Annotated in this window: 15 protein-coding genes and 1 tRNA gene; 7 read left to right on the top strand and 9 right to left on the bottom strand. The window is 66.1% G+C overall.

The genetic code is table 11. The annotated features are described in order from the left end of the window. Positions 1-34 precede the first annotated feature (34 nt). Complete coding sequence (locus OHA77_RS29805) at positions 35-1135, top strand: PLP-dependent cysteine synthase family protein (protein WP_406312709.1); 1101 nt, start codon at positions 35-37, stop codon at positions 1133-1135. Positions 1136-1226: 91 nt separating this feature from the next. On the opposite strand, the gene OHA77_RS29800 is transcribed toward OHA77_RS29805, so the two are convergent. Then, the gene (locus OHA77_RS29800; protein ID WP_406312707.1) at positions 1227-1823 is read right to left on the bottom strand and encodes a GNAT family N-acetyltransferase; all 597 of its coding nucleotides are present in this window, start codon (positions 1821-1823) and stop codon (positions 1227-1229) included. Positions 1824-1875: 52 nt separating this feature from the next. On the opposite strand from OHA77_RS29800, the gene OHA77_RS29795 reads away from it, so the two are divergent. Then, on the top strand, positions 1876-2481 hold the full coding sequence (locus OHA77_RS29795) for a TetR/AcrR family transcriptional regulator (RefSeq protein WP_406312706.1): 606 nt from the start codon (positions 1876-1878) through the stop codon (positions 2479-2481). 74 nt (positions 2482-2555) lie between these two features. Here OHA77_RS29795 and OHA77_RS29790 read toward each other — a convergent pair. Next, a tRNA-Lys gene (locus OHA77_RS29790) sits at positions 2556-2629 on the bottom strand. A 101-nt stretch (positions 2630-2730) separates the two neighbouring features. Here OHA77_RS29790 and OHA77_RS29785 point away from each other — a divergent pair. The 4 genes from OHA77_RS29785 (at position 2731) to OHA77_RS29770 (ending at position 6752) form a co-directional block, all read left to right on the top strand. Next, positions 2731-3582 carry a MoxR family ATPase gene (locus OHA77_RS29785; RefSeq protein WP_326824875.1) on the top strand — a complete coding sequence of 284 codons (852 nt, stop codon included), beginning with the start codon at positions 2731-2733 and terminating at the stop codon, positions 3580-3582. Then, the gene (locus OHA77_RS29780; RefSeq protein ID WP_406312705.1) at positions 3579-4952 is read left to right on the top strand and encodes a vWA domain-containing protein; all 1374 of its coding nucleotides are present in this window, start codon (positions 3579-3581) and stop codon (positions 4950-4952) included. Before OHA77_RS29785 ends, OHA77_RS29780 begins: the two co-directional genes overlap by 4 nt. Before the next feature lie 135 nt (positions 4953-5087). After that, positions 5088-5447, top strand: a complete 360-nt coding sequence (locus OHA77_RS29775) for a hypothetical protein (protein WP_406312704.1) — start codon at positions 5088-5090, stop codon at positions 5445-5447. Between the two features lie 477 nt (positions 5448-5924). Next, on the top strand, positions 5925-6752 hold the full coding sequence (locus OHA77_RS29770; protein WP_406312703.1) for an SDR family NAD(P)-dependent oxidoreductase: 828 nt from the start codon (positions 5925-5927) through the stop codon (positions 6750-6752). A gap of 121 nt (positions 6753-6873) precedes the next feature. Here the strand turns inward: OHA77_RS29770 and OHA77_RS29765 are convergent, their stop codons facing one another. The 7 genes from OHA77_RS29765 to OHA77_RS29735 all read right to left on the bottom strand — a co-directional run bounded on the left by OHA77_RS29765 (position 6874) and on the right by OHA77_RS29735 (position 16362). After that, complete coding sequence (locus OHA77_RS29765; protein WP_406312701.1) at positions 6874-7992, bottom strand: HEPN domain-containing protein; 1119 nt, start codon at positions 7990-7992, stop codon at positions 6874-6876. A gap of 302 nt (positions 7993-8294) precedes the next feature. Then, a complete protein-coding gene (locus tag OHA77_RS29760; RefSeq protein ID WP_406312700.1) occupies positions 8295-9872 on the bottom strand; it encodes an N-6 DNA methylase in 1578 nt (525 codons plus the stop codon). Beyond that, complete coding sequence (locus OHA77_RS29755; RefSeq protein WP_406312699.1) at positions 9869-11395, bottom strand: restriction endonuclease subunit S; 1527 nt, start codon at positions 11393-11395, stop codon at positions 9869-9871. The genes OHA77_RS29760 and OHA77_RS29755 overlap by 4 nt, the downstream gene beginning before the upstream one ends. Beyond that, the gene (locus OHA77_RS29750) at positions 11392-14880 is read right to left on the bottom strand and encodes a DEAD/DEAH box helicase family protein (protein WP_406312698.1); all 3489 of its coding nucleotides are present in this window, start codon (positions 14878-14880) and stop codon (positions 11392-11394) included. Before OHA77_RS29750 ends, OHA77_RS29755 begins: the two co-directional genes overlap by 4 nt. A 221-nt stretch (positions 14881-15101) precedes the next feature. Then, a complete protein-coding gene (locus OHA77_RS29745; protein WP_406312697.1) occupies positions 15102-15308 on the bottom strand; it encodes a DUF397 domain-containing protein in 207 nt (68 codons plus the stop codon). Between the two features lie 29 nt (positions 15309-15337). Beyond that, on the bottom strand, positions 15338-15544 hold the full coding sequence (locus OHA77_RS29740; RefSeq protein WP_406312696.1) for a DUF397 domain-containing protein: 207 nt from the start codon (positions 15542-15544) through the stop codon (positions 15338-15340). Next, positions 15535-16362 (bottom strand): helix-turn-helix domain-containing protein, encoded by an 828-nt coding sequence (locus OHA77_RS29735; RefSeq protein WP_406312695.1) that lies wholly within the window; start codon positions 16360-16362, stop codon positions 15535-15537. Before OHA77_RS29735 ends, OHA77_RS29740 begins: the two co-directional genes overlap by 10 nt. 222 nt (positions 16363-16584) lie before the next feature. On the opposite strand from OHA77_RS29735, the gene OHA77_RS29730 reads away from it, so the two are divergent. Next, positions 16585-16932 (top strand): hypothetical protein, encoded by a 348-nt coding sequence (locus OHA77_RS29730; protein WP_326824889.1) that lies wholly within the window; start codon positions 16585-16587, stop codon positions 16930-16932. Positions 16933-16989 lie beyond the last annotated feature (57 nt).

The raw sequence follows: 16989 nt of genomic DNA, 5'->3' as shown, positions 1-16989 counted from the left end.
TGAGGCTGCGTGACCGGGCCATTAGCCTGTGCTGGTGCCCAAGACATCGACCGAAGACCGTGAGTGGATCGCCGAGGCCATCCGCCGGGTGGAAGCGGACACCAACCGCAGCGCCGACACCCACCTGCACGTCGTCAACCTGCCCGGCCCACCCGGAATCGACCTTTACCTCAAGGACGAGTCGGTGCACCCGACGGGCAGTCTCAAGCACCGGCTGGCCCGCTCACTGTTCCTGTACGCCCTGTGCAACGGCTGGATCCACCGCGACAGCACGGTCGTCGAGGCGTCCAGCGGCTCGACGGCGGTCAGCGAGGCCTATTTCGCCAGGCTGCTCGGCCTGCCGTTCATCGCCGTGATGCCGGAGGCGACCAGCAAGGAGAAGGTCACGCTGATCGAGTGGCACGGCGGCCACTGCCACTTCGTGAAACGCTCCTCGGAGGTGTACGACGAGGCCCGCCGCGTCGCCGCCGAACGCGGCGGCCACTACATGGACCAGTTCACCTACGCCGAACGGGCGACCGACTGGCGCGGCAACAACAACATCGCCGAGTCCATCTTCGAGCAGATGGCCGCCGAACCGCACCCGGTACCGTCCTGGATCGTGGTCAGCGCGGGCACCGGCGGCACCTCGGCCACGATCGGCCGTTACGTCCGCTACCGCCGCCACCCGACCCGGGTGCTCGTCGCCGACCCCGAGGGCTCGGCCTTCTACCAGGGCTGGAGCCGCGGCACCTCCGACGTCACCATGTCCGCCCAGTCACGCATCGAGGGCATCGGCCGCCCGCGCGTCGAGCCGTCCTTCGTCGGCGGGGTCATCGACGACATGGAGCAGGTGCCCGACGCCGCCTCGATCGCCACGATGCGCTGGCTGTCGGCCCGGATGGGCCGGATGGTCGGCGCCTCCACCGGCACCAACGTCTGGGCCGCCCTGTGCCTCATCGAACGCATGCGCCACGCCGGTGAGCAGGGCAGCGTCGTCACGTTGCTGTGCGACGCCGGCGAACGGTACCTGAGCACCTACTTCGACGACGGCTGGCTCGCCGGGCACGGCATCGACATCGCCCCCTACGCGCGCCTGCTGGACGCCTATGACGCGACGGGCGAACTCCTCCCTGCCACGGCGGTCCGCCTCTGACGATGTTTCCCCGGGACGAGGAGCCGGCGGATCGCCCCGACGTCCGGGCGAGCGCCGCCCGCATCGGCGAACAGGCGGAAGAAGCCCGCCGTCAGCTCACCGACAGCCCGCCGATCTCGGCCTGGTCCGCCTCGCTCCGCGCCCCGCGGGCGCGCCACTCGTCGGCGAGCACCGACCAGACCGCGATGTCGATGCGCCGGCTCTCGCCCGGGTAGGCCTGCCGCAGGGTGCCGTCGTGGGTCATGCCCAGCCGCTTGGCGACGTTGATGCTGCGCACGTTTTCGGCGTTGGCACGCCACTCGACGCGCTGGATGCCGCGCTCTCTCACCGCCCAGTCGACGATCCGCTCGACGGCGCGGGTGATCAGCCCGTTCCCCTCCGCACCGGGTTCGAGCCAGCAGCCCGCCTCGCAGACGCCCAGCGCGGGGTCGAACGACACGAACATCACGCCACCGACGAGTGTGCCCTCCAGCCAGATCCCCCAGATGCCGCCCGCGTCCTGTGACCACTTGTTGGCGTAGCGCCGCAGCACCGCACCGGCCTCGGCGAGGTCGGTGGCGACGAATGTCGGCGACACCCACGGCGAGATGTGCTCGCGTGCCCGGTCGAGATGGGCGAGGAACTCCTCGGCCGACCACGGCTCAAGCGGCCGCAGTTCGGCGCGGGCGGTGAGGGGAAGGGCGAACATCGGGCCTCCGCAAAAGTTCATAACAAACGTTCGGTATGTAGACTAGTAGGTCATGAGCCCCGCGCGCACCGACCATGAGGCACGCCGCCACGACGTCTCCGAGGCGGTCTGGCGGGTCCTCGCCGAGCACGGGTTCGCCGGCCTCACCCTGCGCGCGGTCGCGGCGGCCATGGGGGCTTCCACCGGGCTCGTCACGCACTACTTCGCGGGCAAACACGAGCTGATCGCCCATGCCCTCGCCATTCTGGAGGCACGCACCCAGCAGCGTCCGCGCCTGAAGGCGCCCGCGATCGGACTGCCCACGCTGCGCACCCGCCTGCTCGACATGCTCCCGCTGACACCGGAGGGTGTGGCGATGAACCGGATCTGGGTCGGCTCCTGGGACGTGGCGCTCTCCGACCCCGCGCTCTTCAGCGCGCAGGCCACCCGGTATGAGCGCATCCGCGCGGGGCTGTGCACCGCGATCGAAGACGCGCGGCACCGGGGCGAGCTGCCCGCTCGGGCCGATGCGCAGCGGCTGGCGACGACTGCGCTGTCCTTCACGCACGGCCTGGTGGTGCAGGCGCTCTTCGCCCCGGAAAGATTCCCGGCGGAGCACCAGATCGAGCTCGTCGACGACTTCCTCGCCACGCTCACCGCCGAACGCGACCACGAATGACCGACGGACCCGCCAGAGTGCCCGTGAAAGCAAGAAAGCCCAGGTCAGCTGGACTGACCTGGGCTTTCTGCCGGTGCGCCGCCAGGGACTCGAACCCCGGACCCGCTGATTAAGAGTCAGCTGCTCTAACCAACTGAGCTAGCGGCGCTTGAAGCTCTTGAAGGATAGCGCATTTCGCCGGACGCTTCGAAATCAGCGGAGATCAGCGACTAAGGTAGAACAACATTCTGTCCTGTACTGGGAGTGCACATGTGGTTCGCCTCGCCCGCCGACGTCCGGGAGCGGCTCAGCGCCGTGGACTACCTCACGGATGACTCCATCGCGACCTCGGTCTTCCTGGCCGGCGCGCTCGGCAAACCGCTCCTCGCCGAGGGGCCGGCGGGGGTGGGCAAGACCCAGCTCGCCAAGGCCGTGGCGGCGGCGACCGGGGCACAGCTCGTCCGGCTGCAGTGCTACGAGGGGCTCGACGAGGCCAGGGCGCTGTACGAGTGGAACTACAAGAAGCAGCTCCTGCGCATCCAGGCCGGGAACGGCGAGGACTGGGACGCCACCCACGACGACATCTTCACCGAGGAGTTCCTGCTGGAGCGGCCGCTGCTGCGGGCCATCCGGTCGCAGGAACCGACGGTCCTGCTGATCGACGAGACCGACAAGGCCGACGTGGAGGTGGAGGGCCTGCTGCTGGAGATCCTCTCCGACTACCAGGTCACGATCCCCGAACTGGGCACGATCACCGCCGTACGGCGGCCGTACGTGGTGCTGACCTCCAACGCGACCCGCGAGCTGTCGGAGGCCCTGAAGCGGCGCTGTCTCTACCTGCACCTGGAGTACCCGACGCCGGAGCGCGAGCGCGACATCGTGCTGGCCCAGGTGCCCGCGATCGAGGCGGGCCTGGCCGAGCAGCTCGCCCGTACGGTCGCCACCCTGCGCACCCTTGAGCTGAAGAAGTCCCCCTCGATCGCCGAGACCGTCGACTGGGCCCACACGCTGCTCGCACTGGGCCGGACCGAGCTGGACGGAGCGACGGTCGGCGCAACCCTCGGCGTGGTGCTCAAGCACGCCTCCGACCAGACCCGCGCCCGCAAGGAACTGGCGCTGTGAGTCTTCTCGACCGGCATGTCGGCTTCGTGCACGCGCTGCGCGAGGCCGGGCTGCCGGTGTCGCTGGCCGAGGGGCTGGACGCGGCGCGGGCGCTGCAGGTGATCGACCTGGCCGAGCGGGAGTCGCTGCGCGCCGCCTACGCCGCGACCCTGGTCAAGCGGCCCTCATACCGGCCGGGTTTCGACACGCTCTTCGACCTGTGGTTCCCCGCTTCGACCACCGGCCTCTCCCGCCCGCGCCCGGAAGTCCCGGGAGACGGCCCGGACGTCGTCGACCTGGAGACCGCCGGGGTGCCCGAGCTCCGGGACCGGCTGGCCGAGCTGCTGCTGGGCGCCGACGGGATGAACGAGTTCGCGCGGGCCATGGTGGAGCGGTTCGGACGCCAGGCCGCCGGGCCGGGACGGCAGAACTGGTTCTCCTACCCCGTACTGCGGGCGCTCTCCCCCGAGACGCTCATGGCCCGGCTGCTGGCGGAGGTGCTGGCCGGTCAGGAGCGCGGCGGCCTGGCCGAGAAGGTCGCCCGGCAGCGGATCGGGGAGAACACCAGGCGGTTCACCGACGCCGTCTCCACCGATGTACGCCGCCGGATCGCCGAGGACTCCGGCATCGAGCGGATCGCCCGCTCCGCCGTACGGTCTCCGCTGGAGCAGCTCGACTTCCTCCGGGTGACGAAGGCCGACCTGGCCAGGCTGCGGCGGGAGGTCCACCCGCTCGCCCGCCGGCTGGCCACCCGGCTGACCGTCAAGCACCGGCTCGGCCACCGGGGCCGCCTGGACTTCCGCCGGACCGTGCGGGCCTCGCTGTCCAGCGGCGGCGTGCCGCTGACCGTCTTCAACAAGCCGCGCCGCCCGCACCGGCCCGAACTGGTCGTCCTCTGCGACACCAGCGACTCGGTCGCCTCCTTCGCCCACTTCACACTGCTGCTGACCTACGCGCTGCGCGAGCAGTTCGCGAAGGTCCGCGCGTTCGGCTTCGTGGACACCGTGGACGAGATCACCCGGTTCTTCGTCCCCGGCGCCGATGTGGCCGAGGCGATGACCAAGCTGGCCGCCGAGGCCGACATGGTGCGCTTCGGCCGGACCAACTACGGCAACGCGTTCGAGAAATTCGCCGAGCGGTACGGCGACGCCGTCGGACCGAAGACGTCGCTGCTGATCCTGGGCGACGCGCGCTCCAACTACCAGCCGCCCGCGCTGGAGACGCTGAAGCGGCTGACCAAGGAGGCCCGGCACGCCTACTGGCTCAACCCCGAACCGGTGAGCCAGTGGGACACCGGCGACTCACTGGCCACCGCTTACGGCGGGGTGGTCCCGATGCACGAGTGCCGCAACGTCGTCCAACTCGCCGCCTTCATCGAGGAACTCGCCTGACGGTGCGAACCGGCCGTCACACGATCCTCTGCGACACCGGCGACTCGCCGGCCACCGCCCACGGCAAGACCGCCCCGATGCCGGGCGTGCCAAAATCGATCAACAGCCGCCGGGGGGCGCGGATATCATTTGCGCATGTGCACATACGCGATGGTCACCTACAAGGTGCACTACGTGTGCGTTCCCTGCCGCCAGAGTCACAAGTTCCTGTGGGACGGGGCAGGGCACCTCTGCACGCGCTGCCGTACACCGATGGTCTACGCGGGCCACGACTTCGCCGCACCGCGTAAGACCGATGGCCGCCGGTGGGCGGCAGTGGCCGCCGTCCTGGGGGCAGGCCTGAGGTACGACGGATTCGAGCTCTGCGGCTGTTCCAAAGATCCGAAGTACCGTCCACGCACCAGTGCACAGGTCCGGGCACGCCGCCGGATGGCGGCTCGTAAAGGGCTGACCGAGGCCGAAGCGCTCGCGCTACGCGACCCCGCAGACGCGTAGGTGTGACCAGGCCCATGCCCGGCGAACTCTGAGCCGGCTTGGTGGCAGCCGGCCATCCCCGCGGATGCCGCCAGAGACGACCACTTACCCTGGGGCCGTGGAGTTCGATGACCGCGCCCCAGGTGGTGCTTCCGAGGAGCACCACGACGAGCCTCGGCTTCCCAGACACCTTGCAGCACTCGTAGGCGCGCTTCAGGGGCCACCGGAGCTCGGCGCACACCATGACAGATATCTGATGCATCCCCATGGGGAAGAGCCCGGCGGAGTGGCAACCGCGTGATCCTCTGCGGTACCGGGCCACGGGAGATCGCTCGCCCCTGTGTCGCCGAGGTCTTCGCTCCGCTCATCCCGCCACCGTAACCACCCGCATCCCCTACCGCACCGGCCAGCGCCGGCAACTGCCCTCATTCGTTGCCAACGTACCAACTTGGCCAATAAAGTTTACTCATCAGTACAATTCTCTCAAGGAGACCCCGGGTGAAGACTGTCGTGATCACGGGCGGTACGGACGGGATCGGGAAGGCGCTCGCCGCCCTCCGCCTGCAGCGAGGTGACACCGTCGTCGTCATCGGCCGCAGTGCGGAAAAGGGTCAGGCGTTCCTCGGCGCCGCCCGGGAACTGGGCGCGGGAGAGCGGGCCTTCTTCGTCCGAGCGGACCTGAGCCTGACGGCGGAGAGCAGCAGGGCCGTCGCGGAGATCACGGCCCGATTCCCGGTGGTGGACACGCTGGTGCTGTGCGCGCGGCACTACCGCACGGAACGCGTGGAGACGGCCGAGGGGTTCGAGGAGAACTTCGCGCTGTTCTACCTGAGCCGCTATCTGCTCGGGCACGGTCTCGCCGCGTCGCTGGAGAAGGCGGACAACCCGGTCGTCGTGAACGTGGCCGGACCCGGTGCGAGCCTGTCCGTGGTCAACTGGGACGACCTCGAACTCAGGCGCGGCTACCACGGCGGCACGGCGCTCGGGCAGGGAGGCAAGCTGAACGACCTGCTCGGCGTCGCCTTCGCCGAGAAGTACGGGGCGAGCGGCATCCGATACGTGCTGATCCATCCGGGCGTCACGGCGACCGGCTTCTCCGGCGTGTACGACGCGAGGACGCTGGAGCACATCAACGCGATGAAGAAGTCCGCGAAGCCGGTGGAGGCGGCCCTTCCCCCGATCACCACCGCCCTCGACGCGCCGCCCGCGCAACCGCTGAGCGCCTTCGTGGAGGGACGGCGGATCAGCGTGGAGGACAGGTCCTTCGACCCGAGCGCGGCGAGGCGGCTTCAGGCCATCACCGAGAAACTCCTCCCGGCACGCTGACGGACCGCCTACACCTCTGGGATCGGCCCGCCACAACGACAATGCAGGCCGGTCGATCTGGTTCCAGATGGCGGAACAGTGATCCGGTGGAGTCCGTGCGGATCACATCCACCACCGGCCTCTAGGAGAGGTTCAAATACTTGTCCCGCAGCACCTCTAACGGAACCCATGCACCTTCAAACTGGATCTTCCAGAAGGTCCATCCGTTGCAGGACTGGCGCTTGAGAACGACCTGCCCGGCTTTGGAAGGGGACGTGCAGAGTTGACCGGAGGCCAGGCGGACACGTCCGTCAGGTGCGACTGTCGCGGAGAACCGCTCGTTGCCACGTGTCCCCCGTATTTCGGCACCTGCCTCGATGAGCTTCCGCTCGATCAGATCGCGCATGTGGACACCGTAAGGCTTCGTGCCGAACTCCCAATCGCCAAGCGGGGACTCGATGGATTCTCCTCCTCCGTCTACAACGATCTCAGGCTCTTGGTCAGTGAGTTCCTCACTGATCCTGGGAGCAGGCCCTTCCGCAGTGAGTGCTCCTTCGGGAGACTCCTGAAGGGCGATGAGAATCGCCTCGCACGTCTGCTCCACCGTCGCAACCGCATCGGTTACTTCTTCGGCTGTGATGTCGGTCTTGCGACTAGCGTCATCCGCGACCCGGTCGGCTTCGTGGGCGATCCTGTTTCTACGGGCCACAACCTGGTGCAGTTGTTCTTTGGCCTTGCCGGCATCCAGCTTCAGGTCACCGGCTGATTGCTTCTGATTGATGATCTCAGCGACTCTGTCCCAGAGCGTGATACTCGTGACGATCGCCAGGCCGTCCTTGATGCCGTCCGGCTGCTGAAAGGTGTTCTTGGTGACAAACTTTCGCAGGTGTCCCCCCAGGGCCTCCTCAAGGGGAATGCGATGGTGGTGCACATCCTCGAAGACTGCCATGGGGATGGCGAAATCCCGGAACTTCTTCGGCTTCTCGATGCCGGGCTCCCGGGCGAGGCGGATCGCGCGAGAGTAGATCTCCTGACTGACCCAGTAATCCAACGCGGCGACCGCCTGCACCCATGCCGCCCGGTACAGGTCTCCCACGTCGAGATTCGCGGGCTTGAACGTGGCCAGGCTCCTTCCTGCGCTGATGAGCTGGTGCACGTACTCCAGATTGCGCTCGAAGTTGTGGAACGCGGGGGTCTTCACGACGTCGGAGTCAGACACGACTGTCCTCACAAAGGTGCTGGCTAGCTTTAGAATGATCACATTGTGCACGATATGATCGCTCTTAGCGCCGATATTTCATACAAAAAACTGGATGGTAAGAACAGCTCTGCCATCAAGCACGGTCTAGGCCAGACGGATCGAATTTCCCGCGCCAGGTTCTACTGATCACTTGGCAGTGATCTCTCATCTCGAATAGAGCGACCCGTACTGCGCGGCCCGGTGACGATCCTCTCACCTGGCCGGGAAACGGTGCCCCGCCGCTCCTTGGTGATCGGCGGCGGGGCGGCAAGGCCGGCTTGTCCGGGGCGGGCCCTGGACCGCGACCTACAAAGGCGCGTCGATCAAAGGGCTTCGCTGGACGGGTTGCCGGGATCCCGCGACGCCGCGCGGTTCTGCAGGGCCTCCGCGATGGCGGCGAACTCGCTTAGCGCCGCCTCCAGGTCGTCGACGATCTCCTGTGCGATGATCTCGGGCGGCTGGAGCGCGTCGGCGTCCTCCAGGCTCGGGTCCTTGAGCCAGAAGATGTCCAAGTTGCACTTGTCCCGCGCGACCAGCTCGTCATAGGTGAACTTCCGGAACCGTTCAGTCTCCACCCGCTCGTCGGGCGACCTGCCCGGCAGGTAGGAGTCGACGAAGTCCTGCAGGTGCTCACGGCGGAGCGGGTTCTGCTTGAGCGTGAAGTGCTGGCCGGTACGGAAGTCGTACACCCAGAGGTTCCTGGTCCACGGCTCCTCGCTGGCCGGTTTCCGGTCGAAGAAGAGCACGTTCGCCTTGACCCCGCCCGCGTAGAAGATCCCGGTGGGCAGCCGGAGCAGGGTGTGCACGTCGTACTCCATGAGCAGCGCACGGCGGATCCCCTCCCCCGCGCCGCCCTCGAAAAGCACGTTGTCGGGGAGGACCACGGCCGCGCGGCCGGGGATCGCCATCAGCCGGGCGATGTGCTGGACGAAGTTGAGCTGCTTGTTGGTGGTGGTCTGCCAGAAGTCCTGCCGGTCGTAGGCGACGTCGTCCCGAGTCGCCTTGCCGTCCAGGCCGATCACGGTGATCGCGGACTTCTTGCCGAACGGCGGGTTGGCCAGCACCAGGGAGGCGCGGACCGCGGGGGAGGTGGCGAGCGCGTCCTCGGCGGCGATGGGCGACTCGCCGTCCGCCTGGCACATGCCGTGCAGCAGCATGTTCATCGCGGCGAGCCGGGCTGTGCCGTCCACCAGCTCGGTCCCCAGGAACGCCTCCCCGTGCGTCAGGCGGTGCCGCTGGCCGGGCGTCAGCTCCGTGTGATGCCTGCGGATGTAGTCGTTGGCGGCCAGCAGGAAGCCGCCGGTGCCGCAGGCCGGGTCGATGATCGTGTCCCCGGGGGTCGGCTGCGCGCAGTCGACGATCGCGTTGATGAGCGGGCGCGGGGTGAAGTACTGCCCAGCCCCGGACTTGACGTCGGTGGCGCTGCGCGCAAGGAGCTGCTCGTAGGCATCACCCTTGACATCGGTGCCCTGACGTCCCCAGGTCTCGTTGTCCATGAGGTCAACGATTAGCTTCCTGAGCAGCGCGGGCTCCTGCACCCTGTTCTGCGCCTTGCGGAAGACGACCCCAAGGATGCCCTTCTCCTTGCCCAGCTCGGTCAGCGCCTCCCGGTAGGCCTCCTCCAGCTCCGCGCCGGTCAGCTTCTTCAGCGTCTCCCAGCTGATCTCCTTGGGCAGGATGCGCCCCCCGCCGAGGCTCTCCGGGAGCTTGGCCCGCTCATCGGCCATCTTGAGGAAGAGCAGGTAGGTCAGCTGCTCGACATAGTCGATCGCCGACACCCCCGCGTCGCGGAGCACGTCGCAGTAGCTCCACATCTTGTCCGCGAGCCGCCGCGCCTCCGCATGCCGCGCCGCCTCGGCCGACCGCTCGGCCTGCTCGCTGTCGGGCACGGTCGTCGTCACAGCAGTTCTCCCTGCTCGTAGGTGGTGGGGGTACGGCTCGCATCGGGCCATTCGGTACGGCTCGCGGCCGGTGATTCAGCGGGGCTCGCGGCCGACGATTCCTTGGGCTTGGTACGACGTGCACGCTGGGGTTTGGGTTGTGCGGCCCGTTCGGCCTTGATGCGCGCCAGCAGCTCGGAGGCAGGCTCATCAGTCGGATCTTGCTGGACTAACCGCCCGGAAAACGCCTCTACTAAGAGAGACCTACGAAGAGAGGTCGCCCAAATCAAAGACTTTCGAATTAAAGCTTCACTGCGATCCAGAGCAGAAAGTCGATCTTCGGCCGTCGACACAAGTTTTTCCTGTAGCGCTCGCGGAGGAACAGGCACAGGGAACATTTTTATCTTTGATAGGCTAATGGAGGCGAGGTTAACACTCTGCTTCCCGTTTACCTCAAACCACTTCCGCCCCGATCCATTGGCATGCCAAGCCAATAGTTTAGGATGAAGGATGTCATTTTTAATGCGCGCCCGGAAAACATGATTCTGATGTATGCAGCAATCGATTTGCTCCTCCCAGATCCATCCTCGCCCTAGCTTGTCACGGTCACCTCCTTCATTGAGAAGCACATCGCCGCGTTTCAGCATAAGCTTTTCTGCCTTCTCTGCGGGGACCCTTATGTAGCTCACTTCTGACAATTCGAGACGGCCACGCTGAACATTGGCAACACGAAGGTAGGGAACCAGCGGGATGTTCGGGTCCGATTGCTTCTTAGCGTCCTTTGTTATGCCGCCTACCACTTCGGCCAAATCTCCTAGACGGACCCATAGCCACGAACCTGGCAGGGCAGGAAGGTCACCATCGGCTGCTCCAACACCAACAGGCTCATCAGCAGATGACCCATCCGATTCAACATCCAGACTTCCCTCGCATGCCGCCGCCATTATGCGCTCACGCATGCCTTCTATCCTCAACAACAATTTCTGCATCTGAGCCATACCAGAGTCAAGTCGGGAAGAATGACCTTCAAGGGCCGCGACTATCCGCAGTTGCTCGCTCAGCGGAGGTAAGGGGATCGGCAGCTTCTTGATGGCATCAAGTCCGAGTCTTGGGCGGCCCACACCTTTAATTAGCGAAACGGATCGATTACGACTCTCGGGCGACATAAGCGCATAGAGAACCCATCGGGTATCAACTTCTGGATGAATACGAGCTCGAATGCAATCGGCCTTAACGATGGCTGGCCCTATGTCCGGAACGATACAGGCGCGAGGAAGGATCTCCCCTAGGGACGCCAAAACAAGGTCGCCCCTCTTAACCTCATGAGCACGAAGCTCTTCAAAGTAATCAGCGCTAATGTAAGCATGCTCATCACGGAATACACCGTCTCCAATATTTTGGAGACGGATAACGCGAGCCCCATGCGCTGTGTAGTGCTTTGATGCCAGCTTAGAGCCGAAAGGACCATCAGTGATCGCTCGGTCTTCCGCAGCGAGCAAGTCTTCCAGTGTGGCCCATTCCCAACCGAGGGGGAGATCGGTCACGCGGTCAGCTCCTTGTTGAGTTCTTCGAGAATGGATTCCGCGCGGTCGCCGAAGGCGTCGGCGAAGCCGTAGATGCCGCCGCGCTGGTCGAACGGCATGCCGTGCAGGTCTTTCACGGTGACCTCGACGCTCGTGGCGATCACGCCCACGATGCGGTCGAGATACCAGCGCTGCTCCGAGGTGAAGGTCACCCCGGCACGCTCCTGGCTCGCGCGCCAGGTGGCGTAGCGCTCCTCGATGATCGACCGGAAGGGACGGACCTTCTGGTCCACGCCGAGTTCGCGGCGGAGCAGGGAGACCAGGTCCGTGACGGTGGCCTCCCCCTCCCCGAGGGGCGGTGCCTCGCCGAGCACCTCGTACGACTTCCAGAGGAAGTCGACGTTGTAGACCTTCGGCAGCCGCTTCACCCGGCCGGCCAGGTCCTGGAGTTGCGCGTACGTCAGTCTCGGACCGCTGCCGTGGCGGAGCTGCTGGACAATCACCTCGTCCTGGTGCTCCTTCAGGAACTGGCGGAACGACTGGACCGCCTCTTTGGCGACGTCCACCCCCTCGGCCGAGATCAGCTCGTCGGCCGAGTGCACGTCGATGACCGTGTCGCGGTCGTGGCGGATGTCGAGGATGCGCCGGCGCAGGTCGGGATTCGCGGTGAGGGGGGCGACGGCCTCGCGCAGCCGTCGCTGGACCGCCCTGTCCCCACCCACGTCCTGGACTGCGATCAGCTCGTCGGTGTCGACGGCGTCAACGAGCCGCCGGACGATGTCGCGCAGTGTGGTGCCCTCGGAGACCCGCGCGATCTCCTCGCGATCGGCGTCGGTCATGTCGAGGTCGAGGCGGGCGAGCCGGGACGCGAGAGAAGCGATCTCGTGCTCGTCGATCGAGAGGTTGGCCGCCTTGGCCAGCAACTGTTTCAGGCTGAGCGACGGCGTCCGTTCGAGCGGGCGCGCGTCGCACAGCGGGCTGTCGGTGACCCCGACCGCGTCGATCAACAGGAAGCGGTCCTTGCGGCGAGCCGACCGGTCGGGGTTGACCTGACGGAACTCCGTCTCGTCGACGGTACGGGCACCGCGGCCCTTCATCTGCTCGAAGTAGACCGCGCTCTGCACACCGCGCATGAAGAACACGATTTCGAGCGGTCGCACGTCCGTCCCGGTCGCGATCATGTCGACGGTGACGGCGATCCGCAGGGCCGCGCTGGTGCGGAAGAGCTGCAGCAGTTTCTTCGGGTCGTCACCCACGTCCTTCGACTTGTAGGTGATCTTCGCGGCGAAGTCGTTGCCCTTACCGAAGACCTCCCGGACGATCTGCACGATGTCGTCGGCGTGCTCGTCGCTCTTGGCGAAGATGAGCGTCTTGGGGACAATGGTCCGCTTGCCGTACTGCTCGGGGAGGACCTTGTCGCGGAAAGTCTTGAGGACCAGCCGGATCTGGTCCTTGGCCAGCACCGAGCGGCCGATCTGCTCGCCGGAGTAGGTGAAGTCCTCCTGCAGCTCCTCGTAGCGCTGCATTCGCGTGCGACGGTCCCGGAACGGGACGACCGTGCGGGTGCCCTCCTCGTCGAGGGCCGGGATGCGGCTGCCGCTCTCGCTGATCTTCGTACGGATCCGGTAGACGTCGTAGTCGACGTTGACCCCGTCGGCCACGGCCTGCTCGTAGGTGTATGCCGAGGCGACGTTCTGGTCGAAGAAGCCGAGCGTCTGGGCGGTCGGCGTCGCGGTGAGGCCGAGGATGGGCGCGTCGAAGTAGTCGAGCACCGCCCGCCACTTGCCGTAGATCGACCGGTGGCACTCGTCGACGATGATCAAATCGAAGGTCTCGGGTGGGAGCTGCGGGTTGTACTGCGCGTCCACCGGCCGGTCGGGCACGTAGTCGTCGACTCCCTGGTCGTCGTCGTCCGGCGGAAGCTGCTCACCACGGAGCGCGAGGCTGAGCCGCTGGATCGTGGTGATCACGACATTCGTCGACTCCAGGACGGTCCCACCGGCCAGCCGCTGAATGTTGTACAGCTCCGAGAGCTTCCGGCCGTCGTCAGGCGTGATGTAGTTGCGGAACTCCGCCGTCGCCTGGTCGCCGAGGTTGTTCCGGTCGACCAGGAACAGCACCCGCTTCGCGCCTGCATGCTTGATCAGCCGGTACGTCTGGGTGACGGCGGCGAACGTCTTTCCGGCACCGGTGGCCATCTGGACGAGAGCGCGGGGAAGGTTCCGGCAGAGGGAGCTCTCGACGCCCTTGACCGCGTCAATCTGGGCAGGACGCAGCCCCGTCTCGACGAGTGCGGGCATCTGCCGTACCCGTGTGCGGAGGGTCGGCGCGGCCGGCCGGTCGTCGGCCTCGGTCATCCAGGCGGCTACGGTCTCGGGCCGGTGGAACGAGAAGACGCCACGCGACCGGGGATCGGGATCGAGGCCGTTGGTGAAGCGGGTCTCCACCCCCGTGCTCTCGTAGCGGAACGGCAGCGGGATGTCCCTGCGCCAGGTGGCCAGGGCATACGCCTTGGGGAGCGCGGCGGCATATCCGGCGCTCTGCCACTCCACCCCGGTCAGCGAGGTGCCCTCCCGCTTGGCCTCGATGACGCCGACGAGCATGCCATCGACGTAGAGGGCGTAGTCCGACCTGCCGTGGGCGAAGGCGAACTCCCGTACGGCCACACCCGTGCCGGCCAAGGGGTTGAGCTGAGCCAGGTCCTGCACGACCCAGCCGGCCTCGCGGAGCATCCGGTCGATCTCGCGGCGTGCCTGCGCCTCGGTGAGCGGTTCCGGCGCCCGCGCCTGCTCGATGAAGAGCCTGCGCCTGGAGATCGGGACCTTGTCCGGCGTCCGCTCGTCGAACTCCGATCTGAGCTGTTGTGCGGTGCCCTGCAACGCCTTTAGCTGCTCGGTCAGCCGGTCGCGTTCGCGTAGCACGCGGCTGAGCTCGTCCTCGGCCTTCGCCCTGGCCTCGGAAACCGCCTCCGCGTGCGATCGCTTGCCGTCCAGGATGAGCCGGGCCTCGGTGAGCTCGCGCTTGTAGCGTTCGAGGTCCTCACGGAGTCGACCGGTCACGTCGACGGGCGGCTGGGGCGGAACGAAGGTGATGACCTGGCGGTCGCCCGTGATGGCACGGTGCAGGAGCAGGCCGAGTTGGAAGCACTTGTTCACCGAGTCGAGAGCGGCCCTGGTGTCGGCGTAGTGCTCGTGGACGGCCTTGTTTCCGACCCTCCGGATCTCATGAAAGGCGTCGGCTCCATCTCGGAGGATGACACCGTTGTCGGAAAGGGCATGGATCCGGGTCCCCAACCGACTGTCACCAGCCACTGTGATGCCGGTGCGGCGCATCATGACGGTCGCCAGGACCTCGATGAACTGACGGCATTTGACCAGGGCGCCATTGGGGTCGGTGAAGACGGACGTCTCAGCGCCTGTTCCGTACACCACGAGCAGCGGCTCATGGGCGAGCAGGAATCCGAAGTTGGGAGACCCGCCGGCCAGCCCACCGACCCCATCACTCATTCATCCTCACAGACGTCACGCCGGATTCAACAAAGCCTTGCAGAATACATCAAATCGCACAGCGCGAAACAGGAATTCTCAGACTTCTATCCCAGGACCGCTCAGCACCGTTACGGAGACGCAGAAAACCCCCGATCGGTTGTCCGATCGGGGGTTGAAGACAAAAAGGATTGAACGGTGTCCCAATTAAGGACAGACCGAAACCAGCTTAATTCCGACAGTCAGGACGAATGGTCGAAATCTCCGGCTCTGATGCCGCCGACGAAGGACCGCCACTCGGCAGGGGTGAAGAGCAGCGCGGGACCGTCAGGGTTCTTGCTGTCACGGACCGCGACCGCACCCGGCAGGTTCGAAGCGACCTCGATGCACTGCCCACCGTTGTCCGAAGACCGCGACGACTTCCGCCATATGGCGGCGCTCAGGTCCATCCCGTCTCGATTCCTCGGTTGTGGAGAGATCAGGTCAGCCGGTCGAACGCACCCGACTTGACGCCGCCGACGAAGGACCGCCACTCGGCGGGGGTGAAGAGCAGCGCGGGACCGTCGGAGTCCTTGCTGTCACGGACCGCAACCGCACCCGGAAGATCGGAAGCGACCTCGACGCACTGACCGCCGTTCGGGCCGGAAAGCGATGACTTCCGCCACACGGCATTACTCAAGTCCATCGCTGCCTCGCTTCCTCGATCATTTTGAGAGACATATGTTCAGGATAAGCATGTCGACGTAGTGCCTCATATTGGTTTCTGACCGAAACCACGAATTCACGCTCGGCCGTAACCTGCCCCTGAACTGAGGAATCCGCGTGAATGACGTCCGGCTGCCCGTGTGGGAGTTCAGCGATCATGAAAGCACCTGACATGCCCGATAGACACTGCGGATCGACGACTTGTACGGAAATAGCCGATCGCTGAACTATCTCCAACAGATGATCGAACTGCTCGCGCATCACTTCTGGGCCTCCAACCTCACGGCGCAGCACCCCCTCATCGATAAGGGCCGTGAATAAGGGGGGATTCTCCCTGTCGAGAACTTTTCCCCGCTGCATGCGCGACTGCACGCGCTCCTCCACCTCACTCGGAGTGATACGGGCGCTATGGCTGAGCACATGCCGAGCATAAGACTCGGTCTGGAGGAGGCCAGGGACGAGTAGAGGATCCCAGGATTGCAGGACCAGGGCAGTGGGTTCGATCTCCTCTGCCCAGCTCGTGAACCAGTCCGGGCTGCCCGGCCGGGCGAGGATGCGCCGGTGCAGCCCGGCAAAAAGCGTGCCGCCGCCCGCGCCGAAGAGCCGGTCCAGCCGCTCGGCGTCGGACTTCGACGGGGTCCGGGTGGCGGCCTCCAGGCGGCTCACCTGGGTCTGCGTGCATCCCAGCCGGGCGGCCACGGCACCTTGAGAGAGCTGGGCCTCCTCGCGCAGGCGGCGCATCTCGGCACCGAACCGCACCCGCGGGGAATCGGGGCCGGAAAAAGGATCGACATTCATCGCATCCCTCCCCAAAAGAGAAAAACGGACTTTCTACTCCGACGGCAATACCAGCGGCCGGTTTCGACAGTCCGGTACCTGACATTCCCTGCCATCCCTCAGTCCACCTTTCCGGCCATTGTCTCACCTGCCGCAAGGGCAATCTAAGCACACGCCTTCTCTTTCCGACAGGAAGGAAAAGAAAGCGGGAAGAGCCCCCTTCCGACAGGAGAAAAACGAGCGATGCACGATCAGGAAAACGGCCTTTCCCGTTCTGCTGACGGTCGCCGGAGGCCGCCGGGTCCCACGACCGCCGAGCAGCAGGAGCGGTTCATCCATCTGGTGCGGCTCGGCTGGGACCTGCGCACGCTCGGGGTGCGCACCTCGCTGGTCCTGCCGGTGACCGGGCAGCCCATCCTGGAGATCCACTCAGCGGCCGGCATTCTGGCCCGGATCACGGTCGTCCGGCGCTACTGCGGCTGGGTGTTCACCTGGCGGCCGTGGTGGGCGCGGCTGTGGCGGCGGAGCGAATGGGTGCTGGCCGAGGCCGACAACGCGGCCGACATCGTGATGGCCGAGGTGACCCCATGAGATCGCAGGAGCAGACCGGCCCTCACGACGACGCACCCTCGGGATCATCCGACCCAT

This window comes from Streptosporangium sp. NBC_01639, from assembly GCF_045209755.1.
Taxonomy (GTDB): domain Bacteria; phylum Actinomycetota; class Actinomycetes; order Streptosporangiales; family Streptosporangiaceae; genus Streptosporangium.
Note: the sequence above shows the minus strand (reverse complement) of the source record. Positions and strands in the feature narration are given on the sequence as shown.

Coding starts and splice junctions, on each gene's coding strand:
- OHA77_RS29800 (WP_406312707.1), bottom strand. CDS start 1,823: ATGTTCGCCCTTCCCCTCACCGCCCGCGCCGAACTGCGGCCGCTTGAG.
- OHA77_RS29795 (WP_406312706.1), top strand. CDS start 1,876: ATGAGCCCCGCGCGCACCGACCATGAGGCACGCCGCCACGACGTCTCC.
- OHA77_RS29785 (WP_326824875.1), top strand. CDS start 2,731: ATGTGGTTCGCCTCGCCCGCCGACGTCCGGGAGCGGCTCAGCGCCGTG.
- OHA77_RS29775 (WP_406312704.1), top strand. CDS start 5,088: ATGTGCACATACGCGATGGTCACCTACAAGGTGCACTACGTGTGCGTT.
- OHA77_RS29750 (WP_406312698.1), bottom strand. CDS start 14,880: ATGAGTGATGGGGTCGGTGGGCTGGCCGGCGGGTCTCCCAACTTCGGA.
- OHA77_RS29745 (WP_406312697.1), bottom strand. CDS start 15,308: ATGGACCTGAGCGCCGCCATATGGCGGAAGTCGTCGCGGTCTTCGGAC.
- OHA77_RS29740 (WP_406312696.1), bottom strand. CDS start 15,544: ATGGACTTGAGTAATGCCGTGTGGCGGAAGTCATCGCTTTCCGGCCCG.
- OHA77_RS29735 (WP_406312695.1), bottom strand. CDS start 16,362: ATGAATGTCGATCCTTTTTCCGGCCCCGATTCCCCGCGGGTGCGGTTC.
- OHA77_RS29730 (WP_326824889.1), top strand. CDS start 16,585: ATGCACGATCAGGAAAACGGCCTTTCCCGTTCTGCTGACGGTCGCCGG.